The sequence below is a fragment of the Agathobaculum butyriciproducens genome (assembly GCA_003096535.1).
In the GTDB taxonomy this organism is placed as follows: Bacteria; Bacillota; Clostridia; order Oscillospirales; family Butyricicoccaceae; genus Agathobaculum; species Agathobaculum butyriciproducens.
The window spans coordinates 33,778-60,748 of record QEKJ01000012.1 but is presented as its reverse complement, the minus strand read 5'-3'; the positions used below and the strand labels follow the sequence as shown (position 1 = coordinate 60,748).

Genomic DNA, 26,971 nt, shown 5'->3' with positions numbered 1-26,971 from the left:
CCGCACGGTAAGATAAAACACGGTACCGCCGCCGTTATGATCAGGAATCAGAGAAAATCGCCGCACAGGCTGAGAGCTGCCTCATCTGCGATAACGATCGCGTCGTTGTGCAGCTGCAGAATCGAACCGGGCACCTTGGGCGTTACCGGACCGAAGCAGGATTCACGGATAGCCCACGCCTTGTCCTCGCCGCTGGCAACGACCAGCACTTTTTTTGCGGTCATGATGGTGTGAATGCCCATCGAGTAGGCACGGCGCGGCACCTCATCCTCGCTGGCGAAAAAGCGCTTGTTTGCCTCGATGGTGGACTCGGTCAGCTCCACGCAGTGCGTGCCCTTGGCGAAGCAGTTGTCCGGCTCGTTGAAGCCGATATGGCCGTTGCGGCCGATACCGAGCAGCTGAATATCCACATCGCCCACACTGCGAAGCACCGCATCATAGCGGGCGCACTCCTTTTTCTCGTCCGGCTCCATGCCGTTCGGCAGATTGATACGCGACGGGTCGATGTTCACATGGTCAAAAAAGTGGTCGTGCATGAAATAATGATAGCTCTGGTCGTTTTCCGGCTTCATGCCGTAGTATTCATCCAGATTGACCGTAGTCACATCCGCAAAATCCAGATCGCCCTTTTCGTACCACTTGACCAGCTGCTCATATGTGCCGATCGGCGACGAGCCGGTGGCAAGACCGAGCACGGAATCCGGCTTGAGGATGACCTGCGCGGAAATGATATTTGCCGCCTTGCGGCTCATGTCCTTATAATCCTTTGCACGAATGATTCTCATAACGAAAAAGCCTCCAAACGCTTATAAATCCTTATACTTTTCACGCAGCGCGAGCAGCTCGCTCTCCTGCACATACTCGGTCAGGCAGCCTACGCCGGTAACACTCTTGCCGCCTGTGATGTTGCCGAACCGCACACAATCCGCAAACGGATAGCCGTGGTACAGACCGTACATCAGTCCTGCAAGGAACGCATCGCCTGCACCGGTGGAATCCTTACAGGTGAATTCCGGAATATTGCGCAGCAGACGCGGCGTGCCGTCCTCGAGAATGAGACAGCCGTCCTTATCCAGCTTGACCAGCGGGTGCTCAAAATACTCAGCCAGTACGCGGAGCGCCTCCTCCGGCGTGTCCCTGCCGGTGATCTTGAGTGCTTCCTTGGTATTCGGCGTGTAGTAATCCGCCAGACGCAGATAATCGCCGTATTTCTCAAAGCTCAGTTCATCATCCCATCCCATGTCGAAAATCAGAATGGTGCCTTCCTCGTGCAGCTTGCGATATACCGGCAAAAAGCCCTCCTGCATCTGCACCAGCTTAGCGCCCTTAGACATGGTATATACCCGCTCGAGCAGCTCGTCCGTGATGGCGGTCGGCTTGCAGTAGGTCGCAAATGTACGGTCACCGGGCGTGAGCATGGCACTGGTGACATTCACCGGAATACCAGTCTCGCCCTCCGCCGCCAGATTGTACGGAGAAACGCCGTTCTGCTCAAACTGCGCGCGGGCAAAGCCGGAAAACAGATCGCTGCCGAGATAAGTCGCCAGACGGGTCGGAATGCCCAGCCGGGCGGCGTTTACTGCCGTACCCGGTGCACCGCCGCCGAGCAGCACGCGGAAATCCTGCGAAAAGATCTCCTCGCCCTCCTGCGGCACGCGCGGCATGCCGACATACATCAAATCCACATTGGTCACACCGACCGAAGCGAGAAACGACATGCGTCAGTCCCTCCAGTCCCCGATATACGGCGCGTTGAGCTTGATATACTCGTCGGTCAGCTTGCTTGCCAGCGAGTAAGAGCCGACCAGCGGGTGCATGGTCAGGCACTCGGTAATATCCTTCCTGGAGCGGTTGACGATACCGCGTGCCGCCAGACGTTCGTAATATTTTACGCGGCGGATCATTTCGAGGTTGCTCTCCGGAATGTTCTCGATATGGTGCGGCTTGCAGCCCTCGCGGGAGATATCGCAGGTAACCTCGATAATATCGGTCGGCTCGAGGCCTTCGATGGCATTGCCGTTCGGTGCGCACAGGATCATCGTGCCCATGCCGCCGGAGGCTGCAATCTCGATGAACTTGAGCGCAACGCCTGCGTAGCCGCCCGCGTCCTTGGAATACACATCAAACGTCCACGGCTTGTCGCGGTGAATACCAGTCTCATTGGCCATGTAGTTGTTCTCGCGGATGCCATACCACTTCTCAAAGCACTTGAGACCCGCCTCAAAGTCGTTCTCGATGTCGATCTTGGACAGCTCCTCGGTCATGTGGCGGTTGATATCGCAGATCATCTCGCCGCGCGTCTGCTTGGCGTTCAGAATGTTGGCAACCGCCTTTTCACGGTAGTAGAAGTAGTACAGATATTCATTCAGCACACAGCCGCGGTCCTCGAGCAGACGCTTCTCGAAAAAGCGCATATCAGTCTTGGCGTAAGCCTCGTCATTGGCGATCAGCTCGGGCATAATCTCCTTTCCGTCCACCTTGATGCTCTGGAAGTAGGACAGATGATTCAAACCGTAGCACTCGCCGTAAATGCGGGACGCATCCACGCCGTACAGGTCGGCAAACTGGTGCAGCATGCCGCTCGGCGCGTCGCAGATACCGTAGGTGAAATCATATCCCATATCACGCAGCGCCTGTGAAACCACGCCCGCCGGATTGGTAAAGTTGAACACCTTGACGCCCGGCTTTGCCAGCTTCTTAATCAGCTCGCAGTACTCAGCCAGCGCCGGAATCGAGCGCATGGCGAACGAAACGCCGGCCGCACCTGTGGTCTCCTGACCGAGAATACCCAGATCAAGCGCCAGCCGTTCATCGCGCACGCGGGTCGCATCGCCGCCGACACGGATGGTCGTGATGACGTAATCCGCATCGGTTACCGCCTCCTCCGCACTGGAGGTCAGCGTGAACTTCATGGTCGGGCACAGCATGCGCGCAACGTGCGCCGCCAGACCGCCGTAGATGCGGAGCTTTTCCGGATCGTTATCCATAAATACCAGCTCGTCGATATGCAGCTCCTCCGCACGCTGTGCAATGCTCTTTGCGAGGAACATGGAGCGTACACCGCCGCCGCCGATTACCGTTAATTTCATAAAAATACCTCCTGTTATCGAATCAGATACCGTTTGCAGCTGGACCAGCCGATCATGCCCGAGGCAAATCCGGACAGACCGCACGGGAACAGCAGCACATACGGCAGAGAAAGCGGGAAAAACAGCACTGCAGGAATCAGCAGCAGCGCATTTACGCCCAGCCCCAGCACGGTCATGCCGGGACGGAGCAGACACAGCAGCCACGCATTTTTCGCCGCTGCCGCAAACGGGATGTCCACCGCCGCCTGTACTGCCCAGAAATTCTGGAAAAACGCAGCCGTGACGCAGAGCTGCAGCATGCCCAGCAGCGCCGGGAAAAATCCGTCCGCCGTTACCAGCATCACGCCCATCCACAGCAGCGCAAGCTCGGCCAGACCGCACAAAAGATTGCGCACCGTATCCTGCCGCAGCGCCGCACGGAAATCGGTCCACACGTCGTTCGGCACATCACGCGCCATATTGACCGTACAGCGCGCCATGGCGGCTCGAGCCGCACCGAAGGTCACGACCGGCAGACAGCACAGCAGAAACAGTACATTCAGCTTGACGAGCTGCCAGAACTCCCGCGCAAGGGTCTCTCCGACCCATGCGGCGCCGGTTTTTTCCGGTGCATCCTTGGCAACGCCCGGACCTTCCTTCAAATAGGATGGACGAAACACAGATTTTCCTCCTGTCAGAACGCGATCGCGCGTTCGGTCTGCTTATCGAACAAATGGATGCGGCTCATATCCACAGCCGCGGTGATGGTGTCGCCCGCATGAATCGGCTCACCGGACGGCGTACGCACGGTAACGGACGTACCGTCACAGGTGCAGTGCGCGTAAATCTCCGCGCCCATCAGCTCGGCAATATCCACATGCATGGTGAGCGTATGCGCCGTATTCTGCGTAAACTTTTCACCCGAGGTGTGCAGATTCTCCGGACGGATGCCGAACACGACCGTCTTTCCGACGTACTCACTCAGCGCATCGCTGCCCGCAAAGTGCAGGCTCTGGTCCGCAAAGGTCAGCTTGTAGCCGTCCGCATCGCGTCCCAGCTCGGCGTCCATGAAATTCATCTGCGGCGAGCCGATAAAGCCCGCTACGAACAGATTGCACGGATGGTCATACAGCGTCTGCGGTGTGTCCGCCTGCTGAATCTCGCCGCCCTTCATAACAACAATACGGTCGCCCATGGTCATGGCCTCGGTCTGGTCATGCGTAACGTAAACAAAGGTCGTATCCAGCTTCTGATGCAGCTTGATGATCTCGGTGCGCATCTGGGTGCGCAGCTTGGCATCCAGATTGGACAGCGGCTCATCGAGCAGGAATACCGCCGGGTCGCGCACCATCGCACGTCCGAGTGCGACACGCTGCCGCTGGCCGCCGGAAAGCTGCTTGGGCTTGCGGTTGAGCAGATGCTCGATGTCCAGCACCTTAGCCGCCTCGTGCACTTTGCGGTCGATTTCGTCCTTAGGTGTTTTTCGCAGCTTGAGCGCGAATGCCATGTTCTTGTAAACCGTCATATGCGGATAGAGCGCGTAGTTCTGGAAAACCATCGCGATATCGCGGTCCTTCGGCGCTACATCGTTCACCTTGCGGTCACCGATGTACATTTCGCCGTCCGAAATCTCCTCCAGACCCGCGATCATGCGCAGTGTGGTCGATTTACCGCAGCCGGACGGTCCGACCAGTACGACGAACTCCTTATCCTTGATCTGCAGGTTCAGGTCGGAGATAACCTCGATATCACCGGGGTACACCTTCTTGATGTGATTCAAACTAATGCTTGCCATGTAATTTCACCTCGTTTATTCTTTGACCGAACCCGCGGTCAGGCTGGAAACGACCTGCTCCTGGAAGATCGCAAACACGATGATCGAAGGAATGACCGCAATGGTAACTGCGGCAAACAGCGCCGTGTAGTTAAAGCTGAACTGGCTGGTAAAGTAGCTGAGCGACAACGGCAGCGTGCGGGCACTCTCGCTGCTGGTCAGGATCAGGGAGAACGTAAATTCGTTCCATGTATTGAGGAAGCACAGCACAGCTGCGCTCGTAAGACCGCCCTTGGCGCACGGCATCATGATCTGGAAGAACGTGCGCAGGAAGCCCGCACCGTCGATGTAGGCGGCCTCCTCAATGGCCTTGGGGATAGACTGGAAGGCGCCGCGCAGGATGAGCAGGCTCATCGGCATATTCAGTGCGGTGTTGACCAGAATCAGACCCGCCTTGGTATCATACAGACCCAGATTGTTGACCACGCTGTACACCGGCTGCAGCAGTGCCGTCATCGGAATGACGAGCGACAGGCTGAGCAGCATGTACAGCAGCTTATCGCACGGAAAGCGGAACCGCGCAAACGCGTAGCCTGCCATAGCGAAGACGAGCACATTGAGTACCGTCGCGCAGCAGGTGACGATCACGCTGTTGCCGAAGAACTTGAAGATCGGCGCCATATCCAGTGCGGATTTATAGCCGTCAAACCCGAAGTGCGTCGGCAGCGAAATGCCGTTCGACAGGATCTCCGCATTCGTCTTGAACGAGGACAGGATGACCCATATGATCGGGAACAGCGCAACGACCACGCACAGCGCCATAAACAGATATTTGAGCACAAAGCACAGGCGTTCTCTGCCGGTCATTGCACCGAAGCTGGTTTTCATTTGTCGAACGCCTCCTTAGTAGTCTTCTTCGTTGACGCGCATCGCTTTGTTGATGAGCGTCATGCAAACGACACCCGCGATGACGATGCAAACGCCGATTGCATTCGAGTAGCCGTAGTTGTTTTCGTTCTTGTACACGCTGTACAGCATGAGCGGCAGGTTCATGGTAGCCGAGCCGGGGCCGCCCTTGGTGGTGATGTAGATCAGGTCGAACATCTGCAGCATATAGGTTGCCGCCATGACCATGGTCGTGCCGATGATCTTGCGCAGCAGCGGCAGCACAACGAACATATCGGTCTGGAACGAGGTCGCACCGTCCACTCGGGCCGCTTCGAGCACCGAATCGTCAATGGTCAGCGCCTCGGCGAGCACGAGCGTCGTGGTGTAGCCCGCAAACAGCAGCCACGTCATGGTGACGGACGGGAACGCCGTTGTGGTATCCATCAGCCAGTTATGCGTCAGGTTTTCCAGACCAACAGCCTTGAGGATGGAGTTTACAACACCGTACTGCGGGTTGAAAATATTGAGGAAGATCATGCCCATTGCGGCGTTGGAGATGATATTCGGGATCATATATGCCGTACGGACAAATTTCCAGCCGCGCGGCTTCTTGTACAGCACGAGCGCCAGGATAACGCCGATGGAGACATGAATAATACAGTGGATCAGAATCCAGACGACCGTGTGGCCGCACGCCTGCCGGAAGGTCGCATCGCTGAACAGCTGTGTATAGTTCTGCAGACCGATGAATGTCATCGAGTCGCCCGTCAGCCGGTAATCAAACAGCGAGGAAACAAACACGATCACCAACGGAACAGCATAGATCAGCAGGAACAATGCGACAGCCGGAAGCAGGAACACCGGCAGCCAGCCCTTTTTACGTTTCATAAAGCGGTTTCCTTTCTTGTTGAGGAGAAAAACAGGGACCCGTTTTTGACGGGTCCCTGCGGTAAACAGTTTACTGGTTCTTCGCTGCAGCATCCGTCAGCGTCTGGCAGAAGCCCTTTGCGTCCAGCTCACCCGAAGCGAGCAGCGGGAGCTGCTGGCTCATAACGTCGAGCAGGTTGGAGTACATCGTAGCCTGCAGAGTATCCGAGCGCTTTTCACCCTCAGTGGTTGCAAGGTCAAGGAACTCAGCAAGCAGCGGGTACTTGTCCTTTGCGGTGTCGGTCAGCTCTACCGTGTTGGAGGCCGGAACCATGCCCTGCATCTCCATTGCAGTCTGCTGTGCCTCAGCCGAGGTAAAGAACTTGACCATCTCAATGGCAGCCTCTTCTACCTTCGGGTCGTCCTGCTTGGTAACGATGTAGCCCTGAATCGGTGCATCGTATACGAAGTTGCCCGGGAACAGCGCTACGCCGACCTTATCAGCGAAGCCTTCCTCTGCCATGGAGGTATCGGAGAAATCACCGATCATCCACGGGCCGTTCGCCAGCATTGCGGTCTGGCCGGACAGGAAGTTGTTTGCAGCATTCTCATACTTGCCGCCGATTGCATCCTGCGTGGTGTAGTTCTGGTACATCTTCTGGATTTTCTCGGCTGCTGCGATCATTTCCGGCGTGTTGTAGTCGGTCGGGTTCATGGTATTCATGAACTCCAGGCCTGCGTCGGACTCGGTGCCAACCATAGCGCCCATCCACAGCTGGGTTACCCACGCAGAATCTGCGGTATCCATGGACAGCGGGGTGATGCCGGCTGCCTTCAGCTTGTCGCACTGCTGGAAGAACTCGTCCCAGGTCTTAGCCGGCTCGGTGATGCCTGCCTGCTTGAACAGATCCTTGTTGTAGAAGTAACCGATAACCTGACCTTCCATCGAGGAAGCGTAGATCTTGCCGTCGCGGCTGTTGGTAGCCAGCGCGGTATCCGAATACAGTGCCTTCCAGTCTGCATCAGAATTTACCGCATCGGTCAGGTCAACTGCCAGATCCTTGGCAACGACCATATCAAGCAGATTGTAGCCGCCGCCGTAAATAACCGGCGGGAGATCGCCCGTGCCAAGCTGTACCTTGATCTTGTCGATGTAGTTCTGATCGCCCGGAACGTCTTCCTTCTTGATCTCGTACTTGCCTGCGTACTTCTCATTGAATTCCTTGATCAGTTCATCGCATACCGGAGCGGACGTATTCGTGCCGCACTGGGCCGTCGGATAGTTGATGGTGATCACACCGGAGCTGTCACCGCTCTGTGCAGAATCATCCTTCTTGCTGCCGCAGCCGGTCAGTGCACCGGTCAGCAGCGCACCTGCCATCAGCAGGGAGAGGATACGCTTTGTTTTCATGTGGGGTTCCTCCTCTTTCTCTCCTTACGGCATTTGTTTCATTCAAATACCGCTCTGTGTTTTGTTGTATTTATTATACCCGAGGAGCAGTCTGCCCTCAATGCAGTAAACCGGTCAAAACATATGACGATTTTGCTTTTCGTTCACACGCTCTGCACTCCTCTTTGAAAACATAGGATTATTTTGCGCCAAAACAGGATATTTTTTTCTAATGTCGCTTCTCCCCTTCCGGATGGTACACAAAGCGGTCGAATTGTGGTATATTTAGGGTAACTCCGCAGCTCCATTGTATGGTGCTGCCCTTGTTTGATTCGCAGAATCTCCCGTGAGGTGTATTGTATGGCAAAACGCAAGATCTCTCTTATCGGGCTGGTCGTTGTGATGATATGTGTTCTGGTATTCGCACCTGTTGTCACCGCCGGCATCTATTTTATCCATACCGTATCCGGTCAACTGCAGCATACCGCCAGTGAGACAGTTTCCATGTATCTGAACGAATTCACTGACCGCACCGACCGCATGATGGAGACCCTGCGGGATGGTGTGTACTACCTGACCTCGGACAGCGCCGCCCAGCAGATGATGAGCAGCAGCGAACCGCTCACCCAGATCCAGATTCTCCGGCTGGAGCAGAATTTCAGCCGCGCATTCTCGCTCGGCGATTCGCTCAACCCCGATGTGGTCAGCGCCATCTACCTGATCAAAAATGATCAATATGTGCCGGTCTACGGCGGCAACTACTATTTGAATACCTCGTGGCGCGTCCGGCAGATGTACCAGACGCACGAGGACTGCAACTCCGCACGCACGCTGTACACGCACTACACCATCATTGGATACGCATATATGATCGTCGATTTTGTTGACCTCAACACCATGCAGCCGCTTGGCAAAATCATCGTGGAGCTGAACATCGACAAGCTGCTCTCCACGCTGTCGCTGAACCAGCTTTACCCTTCCACTGTCGTCATTTTCAGCGGTGCTCAGGGCAAACGCATCGGCTCTCTGCAGACCGACCTGTTCCGCGAGAACGTGGATATGAACAAGTGGTATCATGCGTCCAGCTCACTCCGAAAAAGCCGTGAGCGCGTGGATATCTATATTCCAAACGCCGAAATCCTCGCCGGTGTGCGCCAGAGTACGCGTGTGTATTTTCTCGTCTGTGCTGCCATCCTGATCCTGGCCCTGCTGCTGGCCGCCACCTGTCTCATCCTGCTGCTGCGTCCTCTGCGGCAGATGCTGCACACCATCGGCAGTATCGGCAGTGGTGATTTTTCCGTGCGCATGGATGAAACACCATACACCGAAACAACCGCTATCTCGCATGCCTTCAACGACATGGCCGACCGGCTGGACACCCTGTTTCAGGAGGTCTATCAGCGCGGTCTGCTGCTGCGCGATGCAGAGATTCATCAGCTGGAGAGCCAGATTCAGCCGCACTTCATCTTTAATATTCTCGAGCTGATCAATGTCCGCTGCATGGTAGCCGGTCAGCCGGCCATCTGCACCACGGTGCAGAATCTGGCGCAGCTGCTGCGGGCAAGCGTTGTCAACCATGGCAAGCAGATTATCACCCTGCAGGAGGAGCTGGATTCGGTAAAATACTATCTTGCCCTGCAAAAGGAACGCTTTGAGGAAAAGCTGCAGTATACCGTCGATGTGGAGGACGACAAGCTGCTCGGCTGCTACCTGCCTAAGCTGACCATTCAGCCGCTGGTAGAAAACAGTATCGTACACGGACTCGAACCCAAGCGTCACGGCGGCTGGGTGCGCGTCAGCATCTGGGAAGAGGAGGACGCCGTGTACATCCGCGTGTACGATGACGGCGTAGGCTTTGACCCGTCCGCCATCCCCCAGCCCGGCAGCGACGACAAGCACCACACACATGTTGCGCTGCACAACATCGAGCGCCGTTTTCAGCTGCTGTACGGCGAGCCCTACGGCATGTCGATCAAATCCGAACCCGGACACGGCACGAGCATCGTGCTGACGCTCCCCATCATCACCGCACCGCCCGAAAAGGAGAAAGACCTATGCTGAAAGTTATGATCGTTGACAATGAATCCGCCATCCGCAAGGGTCTGGTACACTGCATCCACTGGGGCGACCTCGGCTGTGAGATTGCCGCACAGGCAGACGACGGCATGATGGCGCTCGAGCAGATTCCGGTCATTCAGCCGAATATCGTTATCAGCGATATCCGCATGCCCGGTATGGACGGTCTTGAGCTTGCCGAGATCATCGCCCGCGACCATCCCGGCATCAAAGTCATCATTTTGACCGGCTATCCGGATTTTGCCTACGCGCAGCGTGCCATCCAGTATCATGTGGTGGATTTTGTACTCAAGCCGATGACGGTAGAAAACCTGACCAATGCCATCGAAAAAGCCAAGGCCGCCATAGCGGAAGACCGCAGCAGTCAGGATCTGCAGGAGAAGCTCTCCACGACCTCGGCGCGCAACATAGAGCTGCAGAAGAGCATGCTGCTGCATGACCTCATCCACCGTGTTGCATGCTCGCAGCTGTATGTGCTCAACCGCCTGGCTCAGCTGAAAATGGACCTGCGCAGCTATTTTGTACTCAAGCTGCATATTACCTCGCTGTCCGAGGAAGCGCTGACCGAGGAAGAATACAACGAGTATCTCAATCAGTCGCAGGAGATTCTGTCTGACTGTCTATCCTCCTACCAGCATTACTACATTGCCCGCGGCACGCAGGACTGCTTTGTGGTCATCTGTGCCGCCGGGGAAGCGCCCATTACCGCATTATGCAGGGAAGCGGTGAATATTGTCGGCAGTCTGGCACATTTTCTGCTGTTTATCGGTATTTCCAACTGCAATGACAATCCCATCTGTCTTGCCGACGCCGCCGATGAAGCCGCACAGGCGGTGCGCTTCACCGTCTTCACGCCCGACCATCCGGTGACGCACTTCGCTGAGCTCAGCTCGTTCCCGCAGCAGCTGACCGACGAAATCTTTGAAATGCTCTCTGCCCTTAAATCTGCGATGGAGCTGCGCAATCCCGCCGACACAGAGCAGCTGCTCGACTGCATTTTCGCCTATGCGGACAGCAACAAGCTGCCGCCGGATACCGTGCGCAATATCTGCGTATATATTCACCAGTTCGGCATGGAGCTGCAGTTTCCCGGAATGGCCGGACATTCGCTCGAGGGCGGCAGCATTTCCTCGCTCAAGCGCATTATGGAGACCAACTCCATCGCCGAGATGGAATCCTGCACCCGCGCACTCGTGCAGCAAACGCAGGACATGGCGCAGAGCAGCGCCGCCAGCGCAGACCATATCGTTTCCTCGGTGCAGGCCTATATCAGCGCACACTACGGTGAGCAGCTTTCGCTCGACCAGCTTGCCCAGCAGTTCTATCTCAGCTCAAGCTATCTCTCGCGCCTGTTTAAGCGCGAGACCGGCACAACGCTGACAACTTATCTGCAGAACGTGCGCATCGAAGCCGCAAAAAATCTGCTGCGCACTACGGCGCTCAAAAGCTATGAAGTTGCCGAGCGGGTCGGCATTAACGATCCCGTGTATTTCTCACGCATATTTAAGAAGATCACCGGTCTCAAGCCGAAGGATTACCGTCACAGCGTGCAGAACGAATCATCCGTATAAACGGAAAGAAGCGAAAACCGCTCCGGCACGCATCCCATCAGAACCTTTTCCGCAATTCTCAAAATGATCTGCGTGCCAGCAAATCGGTTGCATTTTCCGTACCTTTACTGTATAATATATAATCAAATATATTTAATTATCAATAAAATTCATGGCAATACCGCATGATCGAACAAGCGTGATCTGCGAGCAAATTCCACAGCCGGATCCGTCGCGGTACTGCCTGTATAAAGGTAATCAGGAAGATGAATACAACTTGGGAAACACACAAATTTGAGCACTACATATTCAGCCTTTTGCTGGCAGTGGAAGTCATTATGTCCTTTACATTTTTAGGATATGTGCACATTCCGCCGATTTCCATTACCACGGCGTATATCCCTATCATCATTACCGCCTGCCTGTTTGGCCCGGCCGAGGCTTCCCTCGCGGGACTGCTGTTCGGTCTTGGCAGTCTGTATAAGGCTTCCGCGACCTATGTCATGCCTGCAGATGCGGTCTTTTCTCCGTTTCGGAGTGATTTTCCCATTGGAAGCATACTGCTGAGTGTCGGCACGCGTGTGCTGTTCGGTTTTCTGCTCGGCTGTCTGTTTCAGCTGACACGCAAAAGCAAACGAAAGAATCTGTGCAAGCTGCTCATCACAATCGCGGCACCTAAGCTGCACGCGCTTTTAGTTTATACTGCGATGGGGTTGTTCTTCCCCTCTCTCGGTTTTAATTTTTCATCAATCTTTATGCTTGAAAAAAGCGACCTCATCATCCTGCTGTTCTGTGTTGCGGTCGTTCTGGCGATTGACAAGCTGTATCACAGTTCCTTTATCCAGACCTATAAAAAAGCGGTCAATGAATACGAAAACACCCCGTACTGGTCTCCGAAGATTGGTTTCGTGCTGGGGGCCGTAAGTACGTTTATCTTCTGTATGGCGGTCCTCTCGACCGTCTACTTCTCCAGCCGTATGTACTACATGCTCGGGCAGCACGGCATAGATGTCACACAGGACATCCATCGGGATATTCTCCACCTGCAGGTGCAGTTTTTGACTGCCATGCTGGCGCTCAACTTCATTCTGCTCATCCTCATCCTGATGGTCTATCGCTACATGAAATTTCGTGAGTACACCGGCGAGCTGGACTTCCTGACCGGCATTATGGGCCGCAGGCTGTTCCTGCACACCTGTCTCCGCAGCCAGAAGTCCCACGCCGGATCAGCCGGCTGGTTTCTGGTCTGTGATCTGGATTATTTCAAGCACATCAACGACAAATACGGCCATTCTGTCGGTGATGAGGTCCTCAAGCAGTTCGCCGAGCATCTGCAGAACACCTTTCGTTTCTGCGGCTCTGTCGGCCGTATCGGCGGTGACGAGTTTGCCGTAATGCTCGATATAAATCTGTCGCCGGACCAGCTAGAGCATCTGCTGACGCAGTTCCTGCGCGATATTTCCGGTATTCTCGAGCAGGTCACGGTCAGCTGCAGCATCGGCGCGTACCGCTTTGTTTTTCCGCAGGAGATCAAGCACCTGCTTACCGAAACCGACCGCGTGCTCTATCAGGCCAAGGAGAACGGCCGAGCGTGCTTCGTGATAGAGGATTCGACTGAAAAGTAAATTACAAAAGCCCGCACAGCGTAAAGCAGCTGTGCGGGTTTTTGTGTCTGTTCGATGAAAAATACATGTAAATTCATGCAGCTGCACTCCGTTCTGTCAAAAACGTGCTGCAATGGGTCAAATGAAAACGACAGCATTTGTCGTTGTTGGATGCTTCGCACGAGCAGATTGCCCGCATGGACGGCCTGATCAAAAACCTGGTCGAACCGGCACGCAGTGAGGAAGATCTGCCCGCGTCCGCCGTGGCCGAGGTGCCGCTGAGTGAAATCGTGCAGACCTGCGTACAAACCTTTATCCCGCTTGCAGAATCGAAAAACAAAGTATGAAAAACGAGGTACATGCCCTCGGTTTTCATGCATTTGTGCCGTACATGCTATTTCATGCGCGCTGCCGCGCGGCAGCGTCAGCATCGTGAAAACGGACTTTCTTAACAAGCTGAAACGGAGTGCAAACGCACTCCGTTTTACTTTCGATTTTAGAAAGGCTGTGTATAACTCCAGGTGCCGATACCGAGCGGCGAGAACGCAAGGTAAACCGCTGCAACACAAATGAGAATCAGTGCGGTGGCAACCCAGCGATACTTCCACGGGGTAAGATCGACAGCGCCGATGTCCTTCTGCACCCATACCTCCGGATGCTTTGCCTTGTTTCGCTGATTGAAAATGAACATGACCAGCAGCTCAACCGGCAGCAGAACAAAGACAGCGTACAGATAATGGAGCTTGCTGTTGAGGAACAGCAGGAACGAGCCGTAGCAGACCACATGCAGCACCAGAATGACCTTTGCGCTGTATTTCGGCAGGTGTTTGAAGAAGAAGCCGCCGAATACGGCCGTCAGAACCGGCAGTGCAATCAGCATTACGAGGGAATCCAGGAAGGTTTTCAAGCCTGCCGGGAAGAAGTAGATCAGCGGACCGACGATGGTGGTCAGTACCGCGAAGATAATGCCGACATTCTTGCCGACCTTGACGAGTTTTTCCTCGGAAGCGTCCTTGTCGATGAATTCCTTGTAAATGTCCATGGTAAACATGGTATCTACCGAGTTCAGCACCGAGTTGAACGAGGACAGGATCGCACCGAGCATTACGGCTGCGAAGAAGCCCATCAGCGGAGCCGGAACAACCTGCGAAACCAGCTGCGGGTACGCTTCGTCCATCATGGATACCTGATCGCCCTGCAGCTCAAACAGCGCATACGCGATAACGCCCGGCAGCGCAAGGTACATAAAACCGATAATTTTAAGAAACGCGCAGTAGAGAGCACCCTTCTGCGCTTCCTTGAGGTTCTTTGCAGCAAGTACACGCTGGATGAACGACTGGTGCGTACACCAGGACTGCAGACCGAGGAAGAACAGACCGGTAAATACGGTCGGCCACGGAACCGCAGGCGGCAGAGAATCCGCCGGAGCGATGGAGTTGAGCATGTCCGAATGGTTTTCGATCAGGAAACGCATACCGTCGATAACCGACAGACCGTCACCGCCTGCCGTTTTGCCGAGCACGCTCAGTGCGAAGAACGGGATCATGAAGCCGCCGATCAGCAGTCCGATGCCGTTTACGGTATCCGATACGGCTACGGCTTTCAGTCCGCCGAAGATCGCGTAAATCGAGCCGATGACACTGATGATGATACACAGAATGATGACTGCCTGAAACTTGGTTACGCCCAGAATGCCGGATACGTTGAAGATATTCTCAAATACCAGCGAACCGGAGTACAGGATAACCGGAATCTGTACCACAATGTACAGCAGAATATACGCGATGGAGAACCACAGCTTCGTGCTGCGGTCATAGCGCAGACCGATCAGCTCCGGAATGGTGGTAATGCCGCTTTTCAGATAACGCGGCGCCGCAAACAGCGCCAGCACGATACAGCACGGAGCTGCTACGATCTCGAACGCCATCGGGCTCATGCCCACGCTCCAAGTCTGGCCGTTTGTGCCGACCAGCTGCTCTGCCGACAGGTTGGTCAGCAGCAGCGAACCTGCGATAACAAAGCCCGGCAGTCCGCGTCCGGCCAGAAAATAGCCGTCTGCGGTGCTCTGGTCATCGCCCTTTGTTTTTACATACGAAATGACTGCAACAAGTATCGTGAAACCGATAAACGTCGCCATAGTCCAAACCATTGGAATCCCCTCTTTCACACGGTCCCTCCACCGCTCTAATTTTCCATATTTGTAATTTAATTCTCAAGGCAACACCGCACAATTAAGACTGCGGTGCTTTGCGGAAATTTTGTGTCCTGACTTTGTTGCAGTTTCACGGTAATACATCAAGTATTACCGCCAAACTGTGTCTCGTCAGTACGCAAAATTTACTCGCAAATCACTCTTGTTCAATTATGCGGTATTGCCTCAAAAATGCGCATAGTTAGGGCGGGCGCATGTGTCGAACTCTGCGTCCGCCCTGTCTATAAACTGTTTATGCTGTCAAATGTGTGTTTGAATTACTCCCACAGGCCCTTGGACTTCATGTCGGAGACGTACTCGTCGATATTGGAGGAGTCGATAACCTTGGAGCCGGAGTCGATGAAGGATTCAACAGAGCCGCCCTCAAGTACGGTAACTGCTGCTTCAACAGCCTTGTAGCCCATGTCGTAGCCCATCTGAGCGATGTCGATGGTCAGAGAGCCGTCCATAACTGCCTCGATGGCAGACTGGTTGCCGTCAAAACCGCACAGAACGGTATCTGCGTAATTGGTGTTGCCGGAATCCTTGATAACCTTTGCAGCTGCAAGCGCCATGTCATCCGCGATGGACAGAACTGCGTCTACGCCGTTCGGGTACTTCTGGATAACCGCCTCCATAGCGGCTGCTGCCTTGTCCGGCATGGTGTCGGTGTACTGCACTTCGAGCACCTGACCGCCTGCGGCTTCGATCGCATCGCGGTAGCCGCGCAGTCGTGCTTCATGGGTCTCGTCGCCCTGTACGCCTGCAATGATAACCGCCGTCGGCTTGTCCTTGCCGAGTGCCTTGCAGGCCTCAGCAACCGCCTTGCCGCCGTTCAGCGCTGCGTCCTCGTTGCCGGTGCCAACGAAGCATGCCTTCTTATCCGAGGTGAAGTCGGTATCGAGTGCTACGACCGGCTTGGTCGCGGTATCTACCAGCGTTGCGGTAGAGGTGGACTGCTGCGGAGCGATAACAACGGCGTCAATGCCCGGGTTGCCGAGTGCAGTCTCGATCATGTTGACCTGCTCATCATACGAGGTAGCCGAGGTCGGAGACTGGATTTCGACGTTTACATTGTCGTGCTCGCTGCCGTAAGCGCGCGCACCGGCAATAACCTTGTTGAAGTGACCGTCCGTATGCTTTACGATAACGGTTACGTTGTAGGCATCATCGGAAGCGGTGGAGCCGCTGTCGCCCGTGCTGCCAGTCGATGCGGACGAACCGCAGCCTGCCAGCATGCCGGCACACAGAGCACTCGCTAACGTCATTGCTAAAAGCTTCTTTTTCATAGTTCAAACACTGCCCTTTCTCTTCTTCTCATATTGATTTTCTTTCTTCTCTACAGAGGGTGGTGCTGGAATTGCGAAAATGCTATGGACTTAAGGCAACACCGGACAATTTGGTAGGAGCAATTGTTCGGTGATGCCGCACCAATTACTGGCTGATGGTCTGGCGCAGCGCGTCGATCGAGGTGTTGACACCTGCATCAACGGTCATGGTCAGGTCTTCCATCTCGAGGGAAACGTCGCCGTCGTAGCCCATCATGTGGCAAACGGAGAAGAATTCCTTCCACCACTGCAAATCCTTGCCGCAGCCGACCGCAACGTAGTTCCAAACGCGGTCAGCGGACTCGGTAACCGGACGTGGCTCCAGAATGCCGTCGGTGTCAGCCAGACCACGCTCGATACGGGCATCCTTGCCGTGAACGTGGAAGATGCAGCCCTTCAGAGCGCGTGCAGCCGCGATCGGGTCCGCACCCAGAACCATCATGTGGGACGGGTCGAGGTTGATGCCGAGCATCGGGTCGGTAGCTTCACGCAGCTTGAGCAGGGTCGAAGCAGACCAAACCATCGTGCCCGGGAACTCCTCGATCGCGATGTGCTCGATGCCGCACTTCTTGCAGTGTGCGATGAACTCGTTCCAGAACTCGATCGTTACCTTCCACTGGTACTCATACGCCGGAGCCATAAAGTCCGGCCACGAAACGGTAGAGGTGATCCAGTTCGGGGTGGTGTCGGTTTCGCTGCCTGCCGGCAGGCCAGCCATAGCAACGATCTTCTTAACGCCCAGCAGACCTGCCAGAGTAGCGCAGTCGTACATGGACTTCTTGTATTCCTCGCCGGTCTTGCTCGGCCAGAGCGGGTTGCAGGACGTGTTCAGTGCAGAAATACGCATGCCGCGCTTCTCGAGCTCGCCCATGAATTTCTTGCGCTTGCCTTCGTCAGCAAGCAGCTCCGCGGTGTTGCAGTGCTTGCGGGCACCCCAGCCGCCTGCGGTCATCTCAACTGCGTCGATACCGAGAGACTTTACCTTATCGAGCATGTCCGTGTAGGACAGATCAGCAAAAACATCAGTGCAAATTGCGAGTTTCATATAAAAAACCTCACTTTTCTTCCTTTTTTATTGTAGTAGAAATCGTTGGAGCGATTTTTAGAGAGAGAATTTCAAGAGTATGTTATATAGGAGGGAATTTTTAAGCACCTTAAAAGGTTACCGCTGCCCGCCTTACGGAAGGCAGCGGTACAGAGAAAAGAAATGAGAGAGTATCTTAGTTTAGATGGAAATCGGGAGACTTACTTGAAATCTACCCATACGCCGCCCTTGTCAGCGGACTCTACGCACTTGGTTACCCAGCGGATGCCGTCGATGCCGTGCTCCAGATCCGGGTAAACCAGATTCTTGAGGGTTTCCTCATCGCCACGGTTCTTTGCATCCATTGCGATAGCAAAACGGGTGTACAGGTTGCTCCAGGACTCGATCAGGCCGGTGTAGTGCAGAGCACCCAGGCGCTCGTACTCGAGAGCTTCCGGATTCAGGTAATCCATTGCACGAACCAGCGTCTGACGCGGCTGACCCTGTACTTCGTAGTACAGCTCATCCGGATGCATGTCGTTCCACTCGAGGGAAGCCTTGGTGCCGACAATGCGGATGTGCTGGCTGCTCATGTCGCCTGCGTTAACCGCAGATGCCCACATACGGCCAACTGCGCCGTTCTCGTAACGCATCAGGACGTAAGCATTGTCCTCCAGCGGTGCGCGGGACTTGATGAAGCTCTGGCGGTCGCACAGCAGCTGCTTCAGCTTCAGCTGCGGGCAGATCAGCTCGGACATGTAGAAGGTGTGAGTGGACAGGTCGCCGAGTACGAAGGACGGGCCGGACTTTGCCGGATCAACACGCCACTTCTGACCCTCAGCCTGCTTGTCGCCGGTCGGGTCGCAGGCGAAGCCGTGTGCGTAGCGGAGGTCTACCATAGTAACCTCACCGATGTCACCGTTCAGGACCATGGAGCGCATCTGGCTCAGCAGGTCGAAACCGGAGAAGCCATAGGTTACGCAAACGATCTTGCCCTTTTCCTCAGCTAGCTTCTTGATCTCCTCGCCTTCCTCAACCTTGAAGAACAGCGGCTTCTCGCAGATTACATGCAGGCCGGCTTCCAGAGCTGCCTTGCAGACCTCAAAGTGCTGGAAGTTCGGGGTTGCAATATCAACAGCCTCGATGCCGTCCTCGCGCTTTGCTTCCTCAGCGAACATGGTCTTGTAATCCGGATAGAGGCGTTCCTCATCCATGTTCAGGTTCTTGCCGAAGTCTACGCAGCGGGCGAAGTCCAGGTCGAACGCTGCAGCCTTGAGTACGAACGAGGTGTTGTCTCGCATAGCACCCAGACGATGCTTGTAGCCAACGCCGGAAGTGCGGCCGCCGCCTACGATACCCCAACGGAACGGACGATCAATTTTCTTTTCACCGATAAACATAATGTTTTCCTTCTTTCTTTGATTTGCAAAAAAGTGTTTGATTCTGTTTTTGTACTGCTAATTTTGATGTTTTGTGAAATACATACAATAAATTCGATTTATCTTTGTTTATTGTATCTATTCCCTAACTTCTGCCCTAAGTATAAAATGTTTTATGGATATATTCAATAAGCGTTTCTGCCGTAAAGTTCATCAATCCTGCTTTCTGTGAGAAAACACAGAAAACCAGTTCATCAATCCTGCTATTTCGTTCACGGATTCTATGAGGGCAAAATAAGGAAGGAGAAGAGTATATGCAAAGTGTTGATCCCGGCATCCGAAGTGAGTCGGTTTGTTTTCCGTTTACGCCGTCGCAGACCGCGAGAGAGCTGCTGTTTTACCCGACATGGTGCGGTCACTACTACTGCACCGCCAACTATTTTATGAAGCGCGACAGTTATCCGCCGCTGCTCATCGCCTACATCCGCAAGGGACGCTTCCGCGTGGAGTACCACGGTGAATTCCATGTCGCCGAGGCCGGTGACATACTGCTGCTCGACTGCATCGAGCCGCACTACTACCACGCCGAGGACGGACTGGAGTTCGTTTACATGCACTTTGAAGGCTCGAACGCGCGTGAGCTGTGCCGCCGCATCACCGACCGGCACGGCTGGCTCATCCGCCGCGATAACAACACGCTGATCGGCAATCTGCTGTACGACATGGTGCGCTTTTACGATGAGAACGGTGTAGAGACCGACATGCAGCGCTCGGCACGCATCTACCGCATGTTTGACCTGCTGCTCTCGCCGAGTGCCGCCGAGCAGTCAGCAGATACGCCGGTCGAGCAGGCCATCCAGTACATTCGCTCGCATATCGGTCAGCCGATTTCCGTGGAGGAGCTGGCGTCTACCGTGTGCCTGAGCGCATCCTATTTCGCGCATATGTTCAAGCGCCGCACCGGCTTCTCCCCTGCCGATTATGTAATCAACTCGCGTATTGAGCGTGCAAAAGTCCTGCTTGTGCGCACGCAGAAGCCGATTGCGGAAATCGCCGAGGAGGTTGGCTACTCGACCAGCGGCAGCCTGATCAACCTGTTTGTTAAGAAGGTCGGTACGTCACCGCGGCAGTACCGTATCCGGCATATGTCCAAAGCGATTGATGCGGTATGCAAAACCGATGTGCCGTTCATAGATACAGATGTACCGGAGCTGTAACCGTGCAAATATGCAAAAAGACGCACATCGCAAGATGTGCGTCTCAGTCTGTCAAAAAGGTCCTATTCCTGCAATTTAAATAATTCGCACGCCAGTGCGCGTTAAAAGGTTCACGGTCTGTTAAGACAACACCGCATAACGAGAACCACAGCTTCTTGCGCAGACTCCGGTCGCGCTGCTGCGGCGCTTTGCTGAAATTCCGCGCCCTGACTTTGCTGCGCTTTCATAGTAATACATCAAGTATTACTGCAAAACCGAGCCTCGTCAGCACGCAAAACCTGCTCGCAAATCGCCTTTTGTCTCATTATGCGGTGTTGCCTGAAAGGATGAAATGCAATAGATTTGTTCTGTTTTACAGTTCCTCGACCGACACGATGCCTTTACGCTTGCCGACCAGTGTCATCAAACGGTTTACCGTACAGCTGCGCGGCAGGCGCAGTGTGAAGATGGCGCAGGCATTGTGCTCCTCGTTTTCCGCCGCACGGGTGATCTGGATATTCAACACCTTGACATTGCAGCCGCGGTAGAGTTGGAGCACATCGTCCAGACACGTTTTATCCTCGTATTCCATATACACATTGATCTCGGGAACGTGCTCCAGCACACGGTACTCCAGCCGCGAGAACACCTGCTCTGCCAGCATGATAAAGCCGGTGGCCAGAATGCCGCCCTCATAAAAGCCGCCGCCGAACGCCAGACCGATGATGGCCGAGGTCCACAGTCCGGCCGCCGTTGTCAATCCCTTCACATTCTGCCGCTTGGTAACGATGATCGTACCGGCGCCAATGAAGCCGATGCCGGCAACAACCTGCGCGCCCAGACGCGCCATATCAGTAAAATAATGCATATTCAGATACAGATACTGACTGGTCAGCGTGGTGATCGCTGCACCGATGCAGATGAGGATATGGGTGCGGAAGCCTGCCGGACGACGCTTGTACGAGCGCTCGATGCCGATGATGCCGCCGCAGATAAATGCACAGGCGAGACGCACAAACACAGAGAGTGTGGTAACGCTGCGCAGACCGTCAAAAACAGATAACATATTGCCTTCCTCCCGTTACAGCTCTTCGATCGCGCACAGGCAATCCAGCCCGGCCAGTTCGGACAGCAGCTGCGTATGCGGTATTTTTTCATTCAGACGGATCGAAAAGATCGAGCTTGGATGCAGCTGCTCACCGCTCCGGTTGCGCTCGATGTCGATGTCATAGATCTGCACATTCTGCGCCTTCAGCTGATTGATGATCGTGCTGACATCATCCATCGAGTTAAACTCCAGATACAGATTGATGTCGCGCGCGTTTTCCTGAATGTATGCATCCACGATTGGGAACAGGCGGATGCTCAGAAAGATCATAGCAAACGCGATCAGTACGCATTCGTAAAATCCCGCGCCGACCGCAAGGCCGGTGCACGCTGAAGCCCACAATCCGGCGGCGGTAGTCAGTCCCTTGACCTGCTGACGACCGGTGACCAGAATCGTGCCTGCGCCGAGAAAGCCGATGCCGTTGATGACCTGTGCGCCGAAGCGGGAAACGTCGGTTTTCATACCGAGCTCGGCTGCAAGCGCCGACCACGGGCCGGTTACCAGCGTATACTCATACAGACTGAGCAGCACGGTCAGCGCCGCACCCAGACACACCAGCATATAAGTGCGGAAGCCCGCCGGACGGCGTTTTCGTTCCCGCTCCAGACCGATGCAGCCGCCGAGCAGCATCGCAAGGGCGAGCCGCAGCACGACCGATGCAAAATGAAATTCGCGAAGATATGCAATCGTTTCTGTCATGTTCTGCTCCTCCTCATTTCCTGCGGAAACCGTTACGCACACGTTTGCGCTGATGGTCGGTTTACACACCGTACTCCTTGGTATATATACAGTATAACACCGAATCAGGCAAAGTTTCATCCCTCACATTGTAAGAAGTATTTTGTTTATTTTTGTGTAATTTGTACATTCGCAAACGTTTGTGTATTTAATTATCACCGTATTATTATATATTAAGTTCTAAATATCTGCATTTGTGAAAATTTTTATTTTGATACGGCCTCTCCGAACTGTTTTTTCCCTTCCGCAGAGCGCAAATACCCCCATTCTGCACAGATTGTGCAGGACGGGGGTATTCGTTCCGTATCGCACGAACTGCGCCTGCACGCAGCACAAGGCGCTTCCGCCTTACATGGTCCCTTCCTCCTCCATTGCGCTGAGCAGCGGCGTTACCATCTGCTTTTTGCGGCTGACTACACCCGGCAGCACGACCGAATGCTCCCCGCATTCCTTGCGGAACGCGGTATGCACCAGATTCTTTGCGCCCCTGCCGACATAGAGCAGTTCGGTCTTTTCCTCGATGATATCGGTCAGCATGACAAACTGCATGGACAGTCCGCTCGTCTTGAGATAGTCCTCCATATAGTCCAGCATTTTATCCCGTATGCCGTTCAGCTCATTCTCGCTGACACTCGTGATCTGCGAAATGGCGATTTTTTTATTCTGTACCTGAAAGTACTTGAAATCCATGTGGAACAGCTCATCCATCGAACGGTCGCGCAGGCGCGAGCTGGAGCGAAACATCTCCGTTGCATACTCTCTGATGTCCAGACCTGCGATCTGCGCCAGCTCCTCTGCGGCGGCGCGATCGAGCGGCGTACAGGTCGGAGAACGGAACATCAGTGTATCCGATAGAATCGCAGAGCACAGCAGACCCGCGATTTTCGGTTCGATCGGCACATTATGCTCATGATACATTCCTGTGATAATGGTCGCAGTACAGCCGAGCGGCTGATTGCGGAAATAGATCGGCCCGCTCGTTTCAACCGAATCAATGCGGTGATGGTCGATGATTTCAATGATATTAGTCGAACGAATGCCGTCTGCCGCCTGATCCCGCTCGTTATGATCGACCAGAATGACCGACGGACGCTCCAGATCCAGCAGATTGCGCTGAGAAAACATTCCGATATACCGTCCCTGCTCATCCAGCAGCGGATAGTAGCGCATACGCTTTTTGGATACCGCGCGCTTTACATCCTCTACCACGTCATCGGGTTCAAAGGTGATCAGTCCCCTGCGGCGCATGACATGGCGCACCGGCACAGCCTGACTGACCACCTTGGCGCAGCTGTATGTCGTCAGCGGCGTTGCGATGATGGATACCTGATTTTCACTTGCCAGCTTGCGGATGGTACGCGAGACTTTCGCGCCGAGCCCGATAATAATGCAGCCCGCATTCATCTCAATGGCGCAGAGCTGACTCTCATAGCGGTTGCCGAGAATGACCATGTCATGCGGCCCGATATAATCCTCCAGAACATCCGGATTGGCTGCCGCAACCACCACGCTGCCCTGCTCGAACCGCTTTTCGATATCACCAACAATCAGCGTACCATCCAATACATCCACCAGATTGCGATAGCTTGTGCCGGCCTCCGCCAATGCGTTCGCGTCCTTGTCCTCCATATAGAAGCGCGCAATATCACTCAGCGTCAGCAGTCCCTTGAGATGACGGTCCTCATCGACAACGGCCAGCGTCTGAATATCATTTTCGTTCATGTAATTCCATGCGCGGTGCAGCGACATCTCCTCATCAATACCGGGGATCCTGCGATACTGTACATCGCTCAGACACGGCTCAAACGACTTGATATACCGCGGTGCTTTTACACCGAAGCGCTCAAGGACAAATTTGGTCTCTGTATTGACATGGCCTGCCCGGCAGGGGATATATGGTTCTCCGGTCAGCCTGTGCTTAAGCTCTGCATAACAGATCGCAGAGCAGATCGAATCTGTATCCGGATTACGGTGTCCGATAACAAAAACCGGGTTCATACTGTACCGACTCCTTTGTCTGAGAAATGACCGCGGGAACTGCTGTGGTTTTCCCGACGGTGTATGATTGCGGGTAAAAGGAAACAGCAGCACCGACCATGCCACTGATTCGGGTGCTGCTGTTCCTCCTCGGGAAGAAATAGGACAATACCGCATAATTAGGTATCGTTTAGATATGGTCAATCTGATTTTCCATGCGGATCATGCCGGAAACACCTGCCAGCTCCTGACAGAATGCATTCTGCGCGGACTCATATCCGTGCGGTGGAAAGCTTGCACGGAAGCTGATGATGTAGGTGTTATGCGGAGTTCTGCCAAAGGACAGATTAAGCAGCTTTGCGAAATGCCGTTCTGCCAGATGCGACAGCTCCACCATGATGTCACCCATGTGGTCACATTCGATCTGCAGATCCAGCTCCGGGCGTCTTCTGGTGCGGATTTTCTCCTGAATCCCGTCAAACGCCACCAGCGTTACAAAGGCAATCACCGTACCGACCGCCGTGAGCACATAGTATCCCATGCCGACCGACAGACCGAGACAGGCAACGACCCAGACACTGGCCGCCGTTGTCAGTCCGCGAACGGTAAATCCCTCACGCAGGATCGCACCGGCACCCAGAAAACCGATGCCGTTGATGACCTGTGCGCCCAGTCGCGCCGGGTCAGAGGGCGTTGTGCCGAATACCGCGATCGTCTGCTCATACATGATGCAGCTTGTCACCATGACCACGCACGAGCCGAGTGCTACCAGAATATGTGTGCGGATTCCCGCCGGATGCGAGGTTCGTGCGCGCTGCGCGCCGACGGCAAACCCGACGATCACTGCACCCAGCAGCCGCAGCACGATATCCACCACTGTAATTTTCCCCATTTTCGTTTCCCTCCTGTCTAAAATATTTGACCGCACCCTGCAATGGCAGGGTACGGTCAGAAAAAGAGAGAGAGATTGTTACGGTTACGTTCTTTTTCTTATTGCATCGTCAAGCGCTCTGCTCGATTTCGCTCCTCCAGATAATCTACCAGCTCCGGCAATTCCCGAATGATATGATCCGGCTGGTAAGCAGCATCTACACCGGCATCCTTCTGCGCCGACAGGAACGACTGGATCTGGATCGCGGCACCGAAATGCATTCGCTTTGCACCGATGATATCACGCGAGATCGTATCGCCCACATAGGCACATTCCTCCGGCTTCGCCTGCATCTGGCGCAGCGAGATCTGGAAAATAGACGGATGCGGTTTTCGGTATCCGGTCACGCTGGACAGGGTAACATCTTCAAAATAATCGCGGATTCCGTACTGCTCCAGCACATCGAACACCGAATAAAGCGATGCCGTATTGGAGATGACGCCCAGATGATACCCGCGTTTTTTCAGCTCCTCCAGTGTTTCCTTGACCTTCGGACGAAGCTCGCGGTGATAATAGGTCACTTCCCACATGCCGGCCAGCCGTTCCGCTACCTCCTGCAGCCTTTCACGGTTCAGATTGAAGTCCGCCATATAATACTCCGGCCAGATTTCCTCCGGTTTTTTCTCAAGTTCGTTGGATTCGCTCCATTGTTTGTAGGTACGGATACCGCTGTTCAGCTTGTTCCAGAAGGTAATGTCATTGCAGCCTGTACCCAGATCATGTTCATCGAGGAACGTCCGCAGCTCTCCGGTAACCGTGCGGATCGTCTGATCATTATACCAGATATCCTCGAGCGTTCCTCCCATATCAAATAATATAGTCTTAATCACGTTTACTCCTCCTTCTGCGGCAGTGCAAGGGAGGCACGAACCACATTGTGATCGCTCAGCTCCGGCTGTGCATACCGGGCCAGCGCACTGTCCGGCGCAGCAAAGCCGCAGTCTGCCGTCAGTGTAGAAATCACACTGCTGCAGTGCACGGTAAAGCCGCGCGGCAGCAGCCAATCCAGCTTCATATGCAGGCAGCCGCCTTCCGGCAGCGGTTTGCGCCGTGTGCAGTCCGCGCCGCCCGAAGCCTCCCGCCATGCATAGCCTGCTGCAGTGCAGTCCTGCAGAAGCGGTTCATACCGGTCGATCATTTCGATCGCCGCAGCCAGCTCCTCCGGCTCGTCACACAGATGACGAATCACCGCCTTGTCGCGTCCGTCAAAGGTATTGGTGTTGAGATCGCCGCCCAGCACAACGGGAATCCCCGGAAATACACGCTCGGCCTCCTGCAGCACAGCCTTCATCTGCTGCAGGCGTCCCGCGCCGCTCGTCCGGTTTTCCAGATGGATGGATACCGCGCCGACCTCCTGCCCCTGCACATCCAGCTTTGCAAAAACCGCATTGCGGCCGCCGATGCGCTTCTGTCGATCGTAATACCAGTTATACTGCTCCGGCAGGCGGAGCACCTCTGCCCACAGGATCGGCCAGCGCGAAAAGATCGCATTGCCGTGAAACCCGTGTGCAGCGTCCTTCAGTTCGACAAACTCCAGCCCGAACACATACTGCATTCCCAGCGCACGGGCGATCTCTGCGGCAGTATCCCGCTCACCCGACCGGGCACAGCCGCTATCCAGTTCATTGGCCAGGATCAGGTCATACGGCCGCAGCGCCGGGCATCCCCTGAGAAAATCCACCGTTTCGGCAAGGCATATGCCCCGCTCCATGTTGAACACCAGCGGATTCAGTTCTTTCTTCTGCGGCGCCGCACCCGCAAACCGGGTCACGATCTCCGCCTCAAAAAACTGAGGAATATCCCGCATCACCGCATCCTGCGATTCCTGCTCCAACCGTGCCGCAGATTGCAGCACGCATTCTTTTGTCAGTTTTTCCATACT

General features: G+C 54.7%; 23 protein-coding genes. 5 read left to right on the top strand and 18 right to left on the bottom strand.

What is annotated here, in order from left to right:
* Window positions 1-47: 47 nt before the first annotated feature.
* The 8 genes from nagB to C7386_RS09405 form a co-directional block, all read right to left on the bottom strand.
* Complete coding sequence (nagB, locus tag C7386_RS09440) at window positions 48-785, bottom strand: glucosamine-6-phosphate deaminase (protein WP_110436268.1); 738 nt, start codon at window positions 783-785, stop codon at window positions 48-50.
* A 21-nt stretch (window positions 786-806) separates the two neighbouring features.
* Window positions 807-1,718, bottom strand: coding sequence for a carbohydrate kinase family protein (locus C7386_RS09435; protein ID WP_110436267.1), 912 nt, complete (start codon window positions 1,716-1,718; stop codon window positions 807-809).
* Between the two features lie 3 nt (window positions 1,719-1,721).
* The gene (locus tag C7386_RS09430; RefSeq protein WP_110436266.1) at window positions 1,722-3,089 is read right to left on the bottom strand and encodes a family 4 glycosyl hydrolase; all 1,368 of its coding nucleotides are present in this window, start codon (window positions 3,087-3,089) and stop codon (window positions 1,722-1,724) included.
* Window positions 3,090-3,103: 14 nt separating this feature from the next.
* Window positions 3,104-3,748, bottom strand: coding sequence for a DUF624 domain-containing protein (locus C7386_RS09425; RefSeq protein WP_165815525.1), 645 nt, complete (start codon window positions 3,746-3,748; stop codon window positions 3,104-3,106).
* 14 nt (window positions 3,749-3,762) lie between these two features.
* Complete coding sequence (locus tag C7386_RS09420; protein WP_110436264.1) at window positions 3,763-4,863, bottom strand: ABC transporter ATP-binding protein; 1,101 nt, start codon at window positions 4,861-4,863, stop codon at window positions 3,763-3,765.
* A gap of 15 nt (window positions 4,864-4,878) precedes the next feature.
* Window positions 4,879-5,730 carry a carbohydrate ABC transporter permease gene (locus C7386_RS09415; protein ID WP_110436263.1) on the bottom strand — a complete coding sequence of 284 codons (852 nt, stop codon included), beginning with the start codon at window positions 5,728-5,730 and terminating at the stop codon, window positions 4,879-4,881.
* Window positions 5,731-5,745: 15 nt separating this feature from the next.
* Complete coding sequence (locus C7386_RS09410) at window positions 5,746-6,618, bottom strand: carbohydrate ABC transporter permease (protein ID WP_116705387.1); 873 nt, start codon at window positions 6,616-6,618, stop codon at window positions 5,746-5,748.
* A gap of 70 nt (window positions 6,619-6,688) precedes the next feature.
* Window positions 6,689-8,008: an ABC transporter substrate-binding protein gene (locus C7386_RS09405; RefSeq protein WP_116705386.1), complete on the bottom strand. Its 1,320-nt coding sequence runs from the start codon at window positions 8,006-8,008 to the stop codon at window positions 6,689-6,691.
* Window positions 8,009-8,347: 339 nt separating this feature from the next.
* Between C7386_RS09405 and C7386_RS09400 the strand changes: the two genes are divergently transcribed.
* From C7386_RS09400 to C7386_RS13480, 4 genes are all read left to right on the top strand, one after another.
* Complete coding sequence (locus C7386_RS09400; protein WP_116705385.1) at window positions 8,348-10,048, top strand: sensor histidine kinase; 1,701 nt, start codon at window positions 8,348-8,350, stop codon at window positions 10,046-10,048.
* A complete protein-coding gene (locus C7386_RS09395) occupies window positions 10,042-11,634 on the top strand; it encodes a response regulator (RefSeq protein WP_116705384.1) in 1,593 nt (530 codons plus the stop codon). Before C7386_RS09400 ends, C7386_RS09395 begins: the two co-directional genes overlap by 7 nt.
* Window positions 11,635-11,930: 296 nt before the next feature.
* Window positions 11,931-13,238 (top strand): ECF transporter S component, encoded by a 1,308-nt coding sequence (locus C7386_RS09390; protein WP_367575345.1) that lies wholly within the window; start codon window positions 11,931-11,933, stop codon window positions 13,236-13,238.
* 137 nt (window positions 13,239-13,375) lie between these two features.
* Complete coding sequence (locus C7386_RS13480; RefSeq protein WP_165815524.1) at window positions 13,376-13,564, top strand: hypothetical protein; 189 nt, start codon at window positions 13,376-13,378, stop codon at window positions 13,562-13,564.
* A 149-nt stretch (window positions 13,565-13,713) separates the two neighbouring features.
* Here the strand turns inward: C7386_RS13480 and C7386_RS09385 are convergent, their stop codons facing one another.
* From C7386_RS09385 to C7386_RS09370, 4 genes are all read right to left on the bottom strand, one after another.
* Window positions 13,714-15,366, bottom strand: a complete 1,653-nt coding sequence (locus C7386_RS09385; protein ID WP_116705383.1) for a solute:sodium symporter family transporter — start codon at window positions 15,364-15,366, stop codon at window positions 13,714-13,716.
* Window positions 15,367-15,686: 320 nt separating this feature from the next.
* Window positions 15,687-16,697: a sugar ABC transporter substrate-binding protein gene (locus C7386_RS09380; RefSeq protein WP_116705382.1), complete on the bottom strand. Its 1,011-nt coding sequence runs from the start codon at window positions 16,695-16,697 to the stop codon at window positions 15,687-15,689.
* A 145-nt stretch (window positions 16,698-16,842) separates the two neighbouring features.
* The gene (locus C7386_RS09375) at window positions 16,843-17,781 is read right to left on the bottom strand and encodes a sugar phosphate isomerase/epimerase family protein (RefSeq protein WP_116705381.1); all 939 of its coding nucleotides are present in this window, start codon (window positions 17,779-17,781) and stop codon (window positions 16,843-16,845) included.
* 200 nt (window positions 17,782-17,981) lie between these two features.
* Entirely contained in the window at window positions 17,982-19,160 is a 1,179-nt protein-coding gene (locus C7386_RS09370; RefSeq protein WP_116705380.1) for a Gfo/Idh/MocA family protein, read from the bottom strand.
* 293 nt (window positions 19,161-19,453) lie between these two features.
* On the opposite strand from C7386_RS09370, the gene C7386_RS09365 reads away from it, so the two are divergent.
* Window positions 19,454-20,356: an AraC family transcriptional regulator gene (locus C7386_RS09365; protein ID WP_116705379.1), complete on the top strand. Its 903-nt coding sequence runs from the start codon at window positions 19,454-19,456 to the stop codon at window positions 20,354-20,356.
* 352 nt (window positions 20,357-20,708) lie between these two features.
* Here C7386_RS09365 and C7386_RS09360 read toward each other — a convergent pair whose 3' ends face one another.
* From C7386_RS09360 to C7386_RS13475, 6 genes are all read right to left on the bottom strand, one after another.
* A complete protein-coding gene (locus tag C7386_RS09360) occupies window positions 20,709-21,401 on the bottom strand; it encodes an MgtC/SapB family protein (protein ID WP_116705378.1) in 693 nt (230 codons plus the stop codon).
* 15 nt (window positions 21,402-21,416) lie between these two features.
* The gene (locus C7386_RS09355) at window positions 21,417-22,142 is read right to left on the bottom strand and encodes an MgtC/SapB family protein (protein ID WP_116705377.1); all 726 of its coding nucleotides are present in this window, start codon (window positions 22,140-22,142) and stop codon (window positions 21,417-21,419) included.
* A 387-nt stretch (window positions 22,143-22,529) separates the two neighbouring features.
* Window positions 22,530-24,179 (bottom strand): putative manganese-dependent inorganic diphosphatase, encoded by a 1,650-nt coding sequence (locus C7386_RS09350; RefSeq protein ID WP_110436255.1) that lies wholly within the window; start codon window positions 24,177-24,179, stop codon window positions 22,530-22,532.
* 169 nt (window positions 24,180-24,348) lie between these two features.
* The gene (locus tag C7386_RS09345) at window positions 24,349-25,050 is read right to left on the bottom strand and encodes an MgtC/SapB family protein (protein ID WP_110436254.1); all 702 of its coding nucleotides are present in this window, start codon (window positions 25,048-25,050) and stop codon (window positions 24,349-24,351) included.
* Between the two features lie 98 nt (window positions 25,051-25,148).
* Window positions 25,149-25,919 carry an HAD family hydrolase gene (locus C7386_RS09340; protein ID WP_158580885.1) on the bottom strand — a complete coding sequence of 257 codons (771 nt, stop codon included), beginning with the start codon at window positions 25,917-25,919 and terminating at the stop codon, window positions 25,149-25,151.
* A gap of 2 nt (window positions 25,920-25,921) precedes the next feature.
* Entirely contained in the window at window positions 25,922-26,968 is a 1,047-nt protein-coding gene (locus tag C7386_RS13475; protein WP_165815523.1) for an endonuclease/exonuclease/phosphatase family protein, read from the bottom strand.
* Window positions 26,969-26,971: the final 3 nt, after the last annotated feature.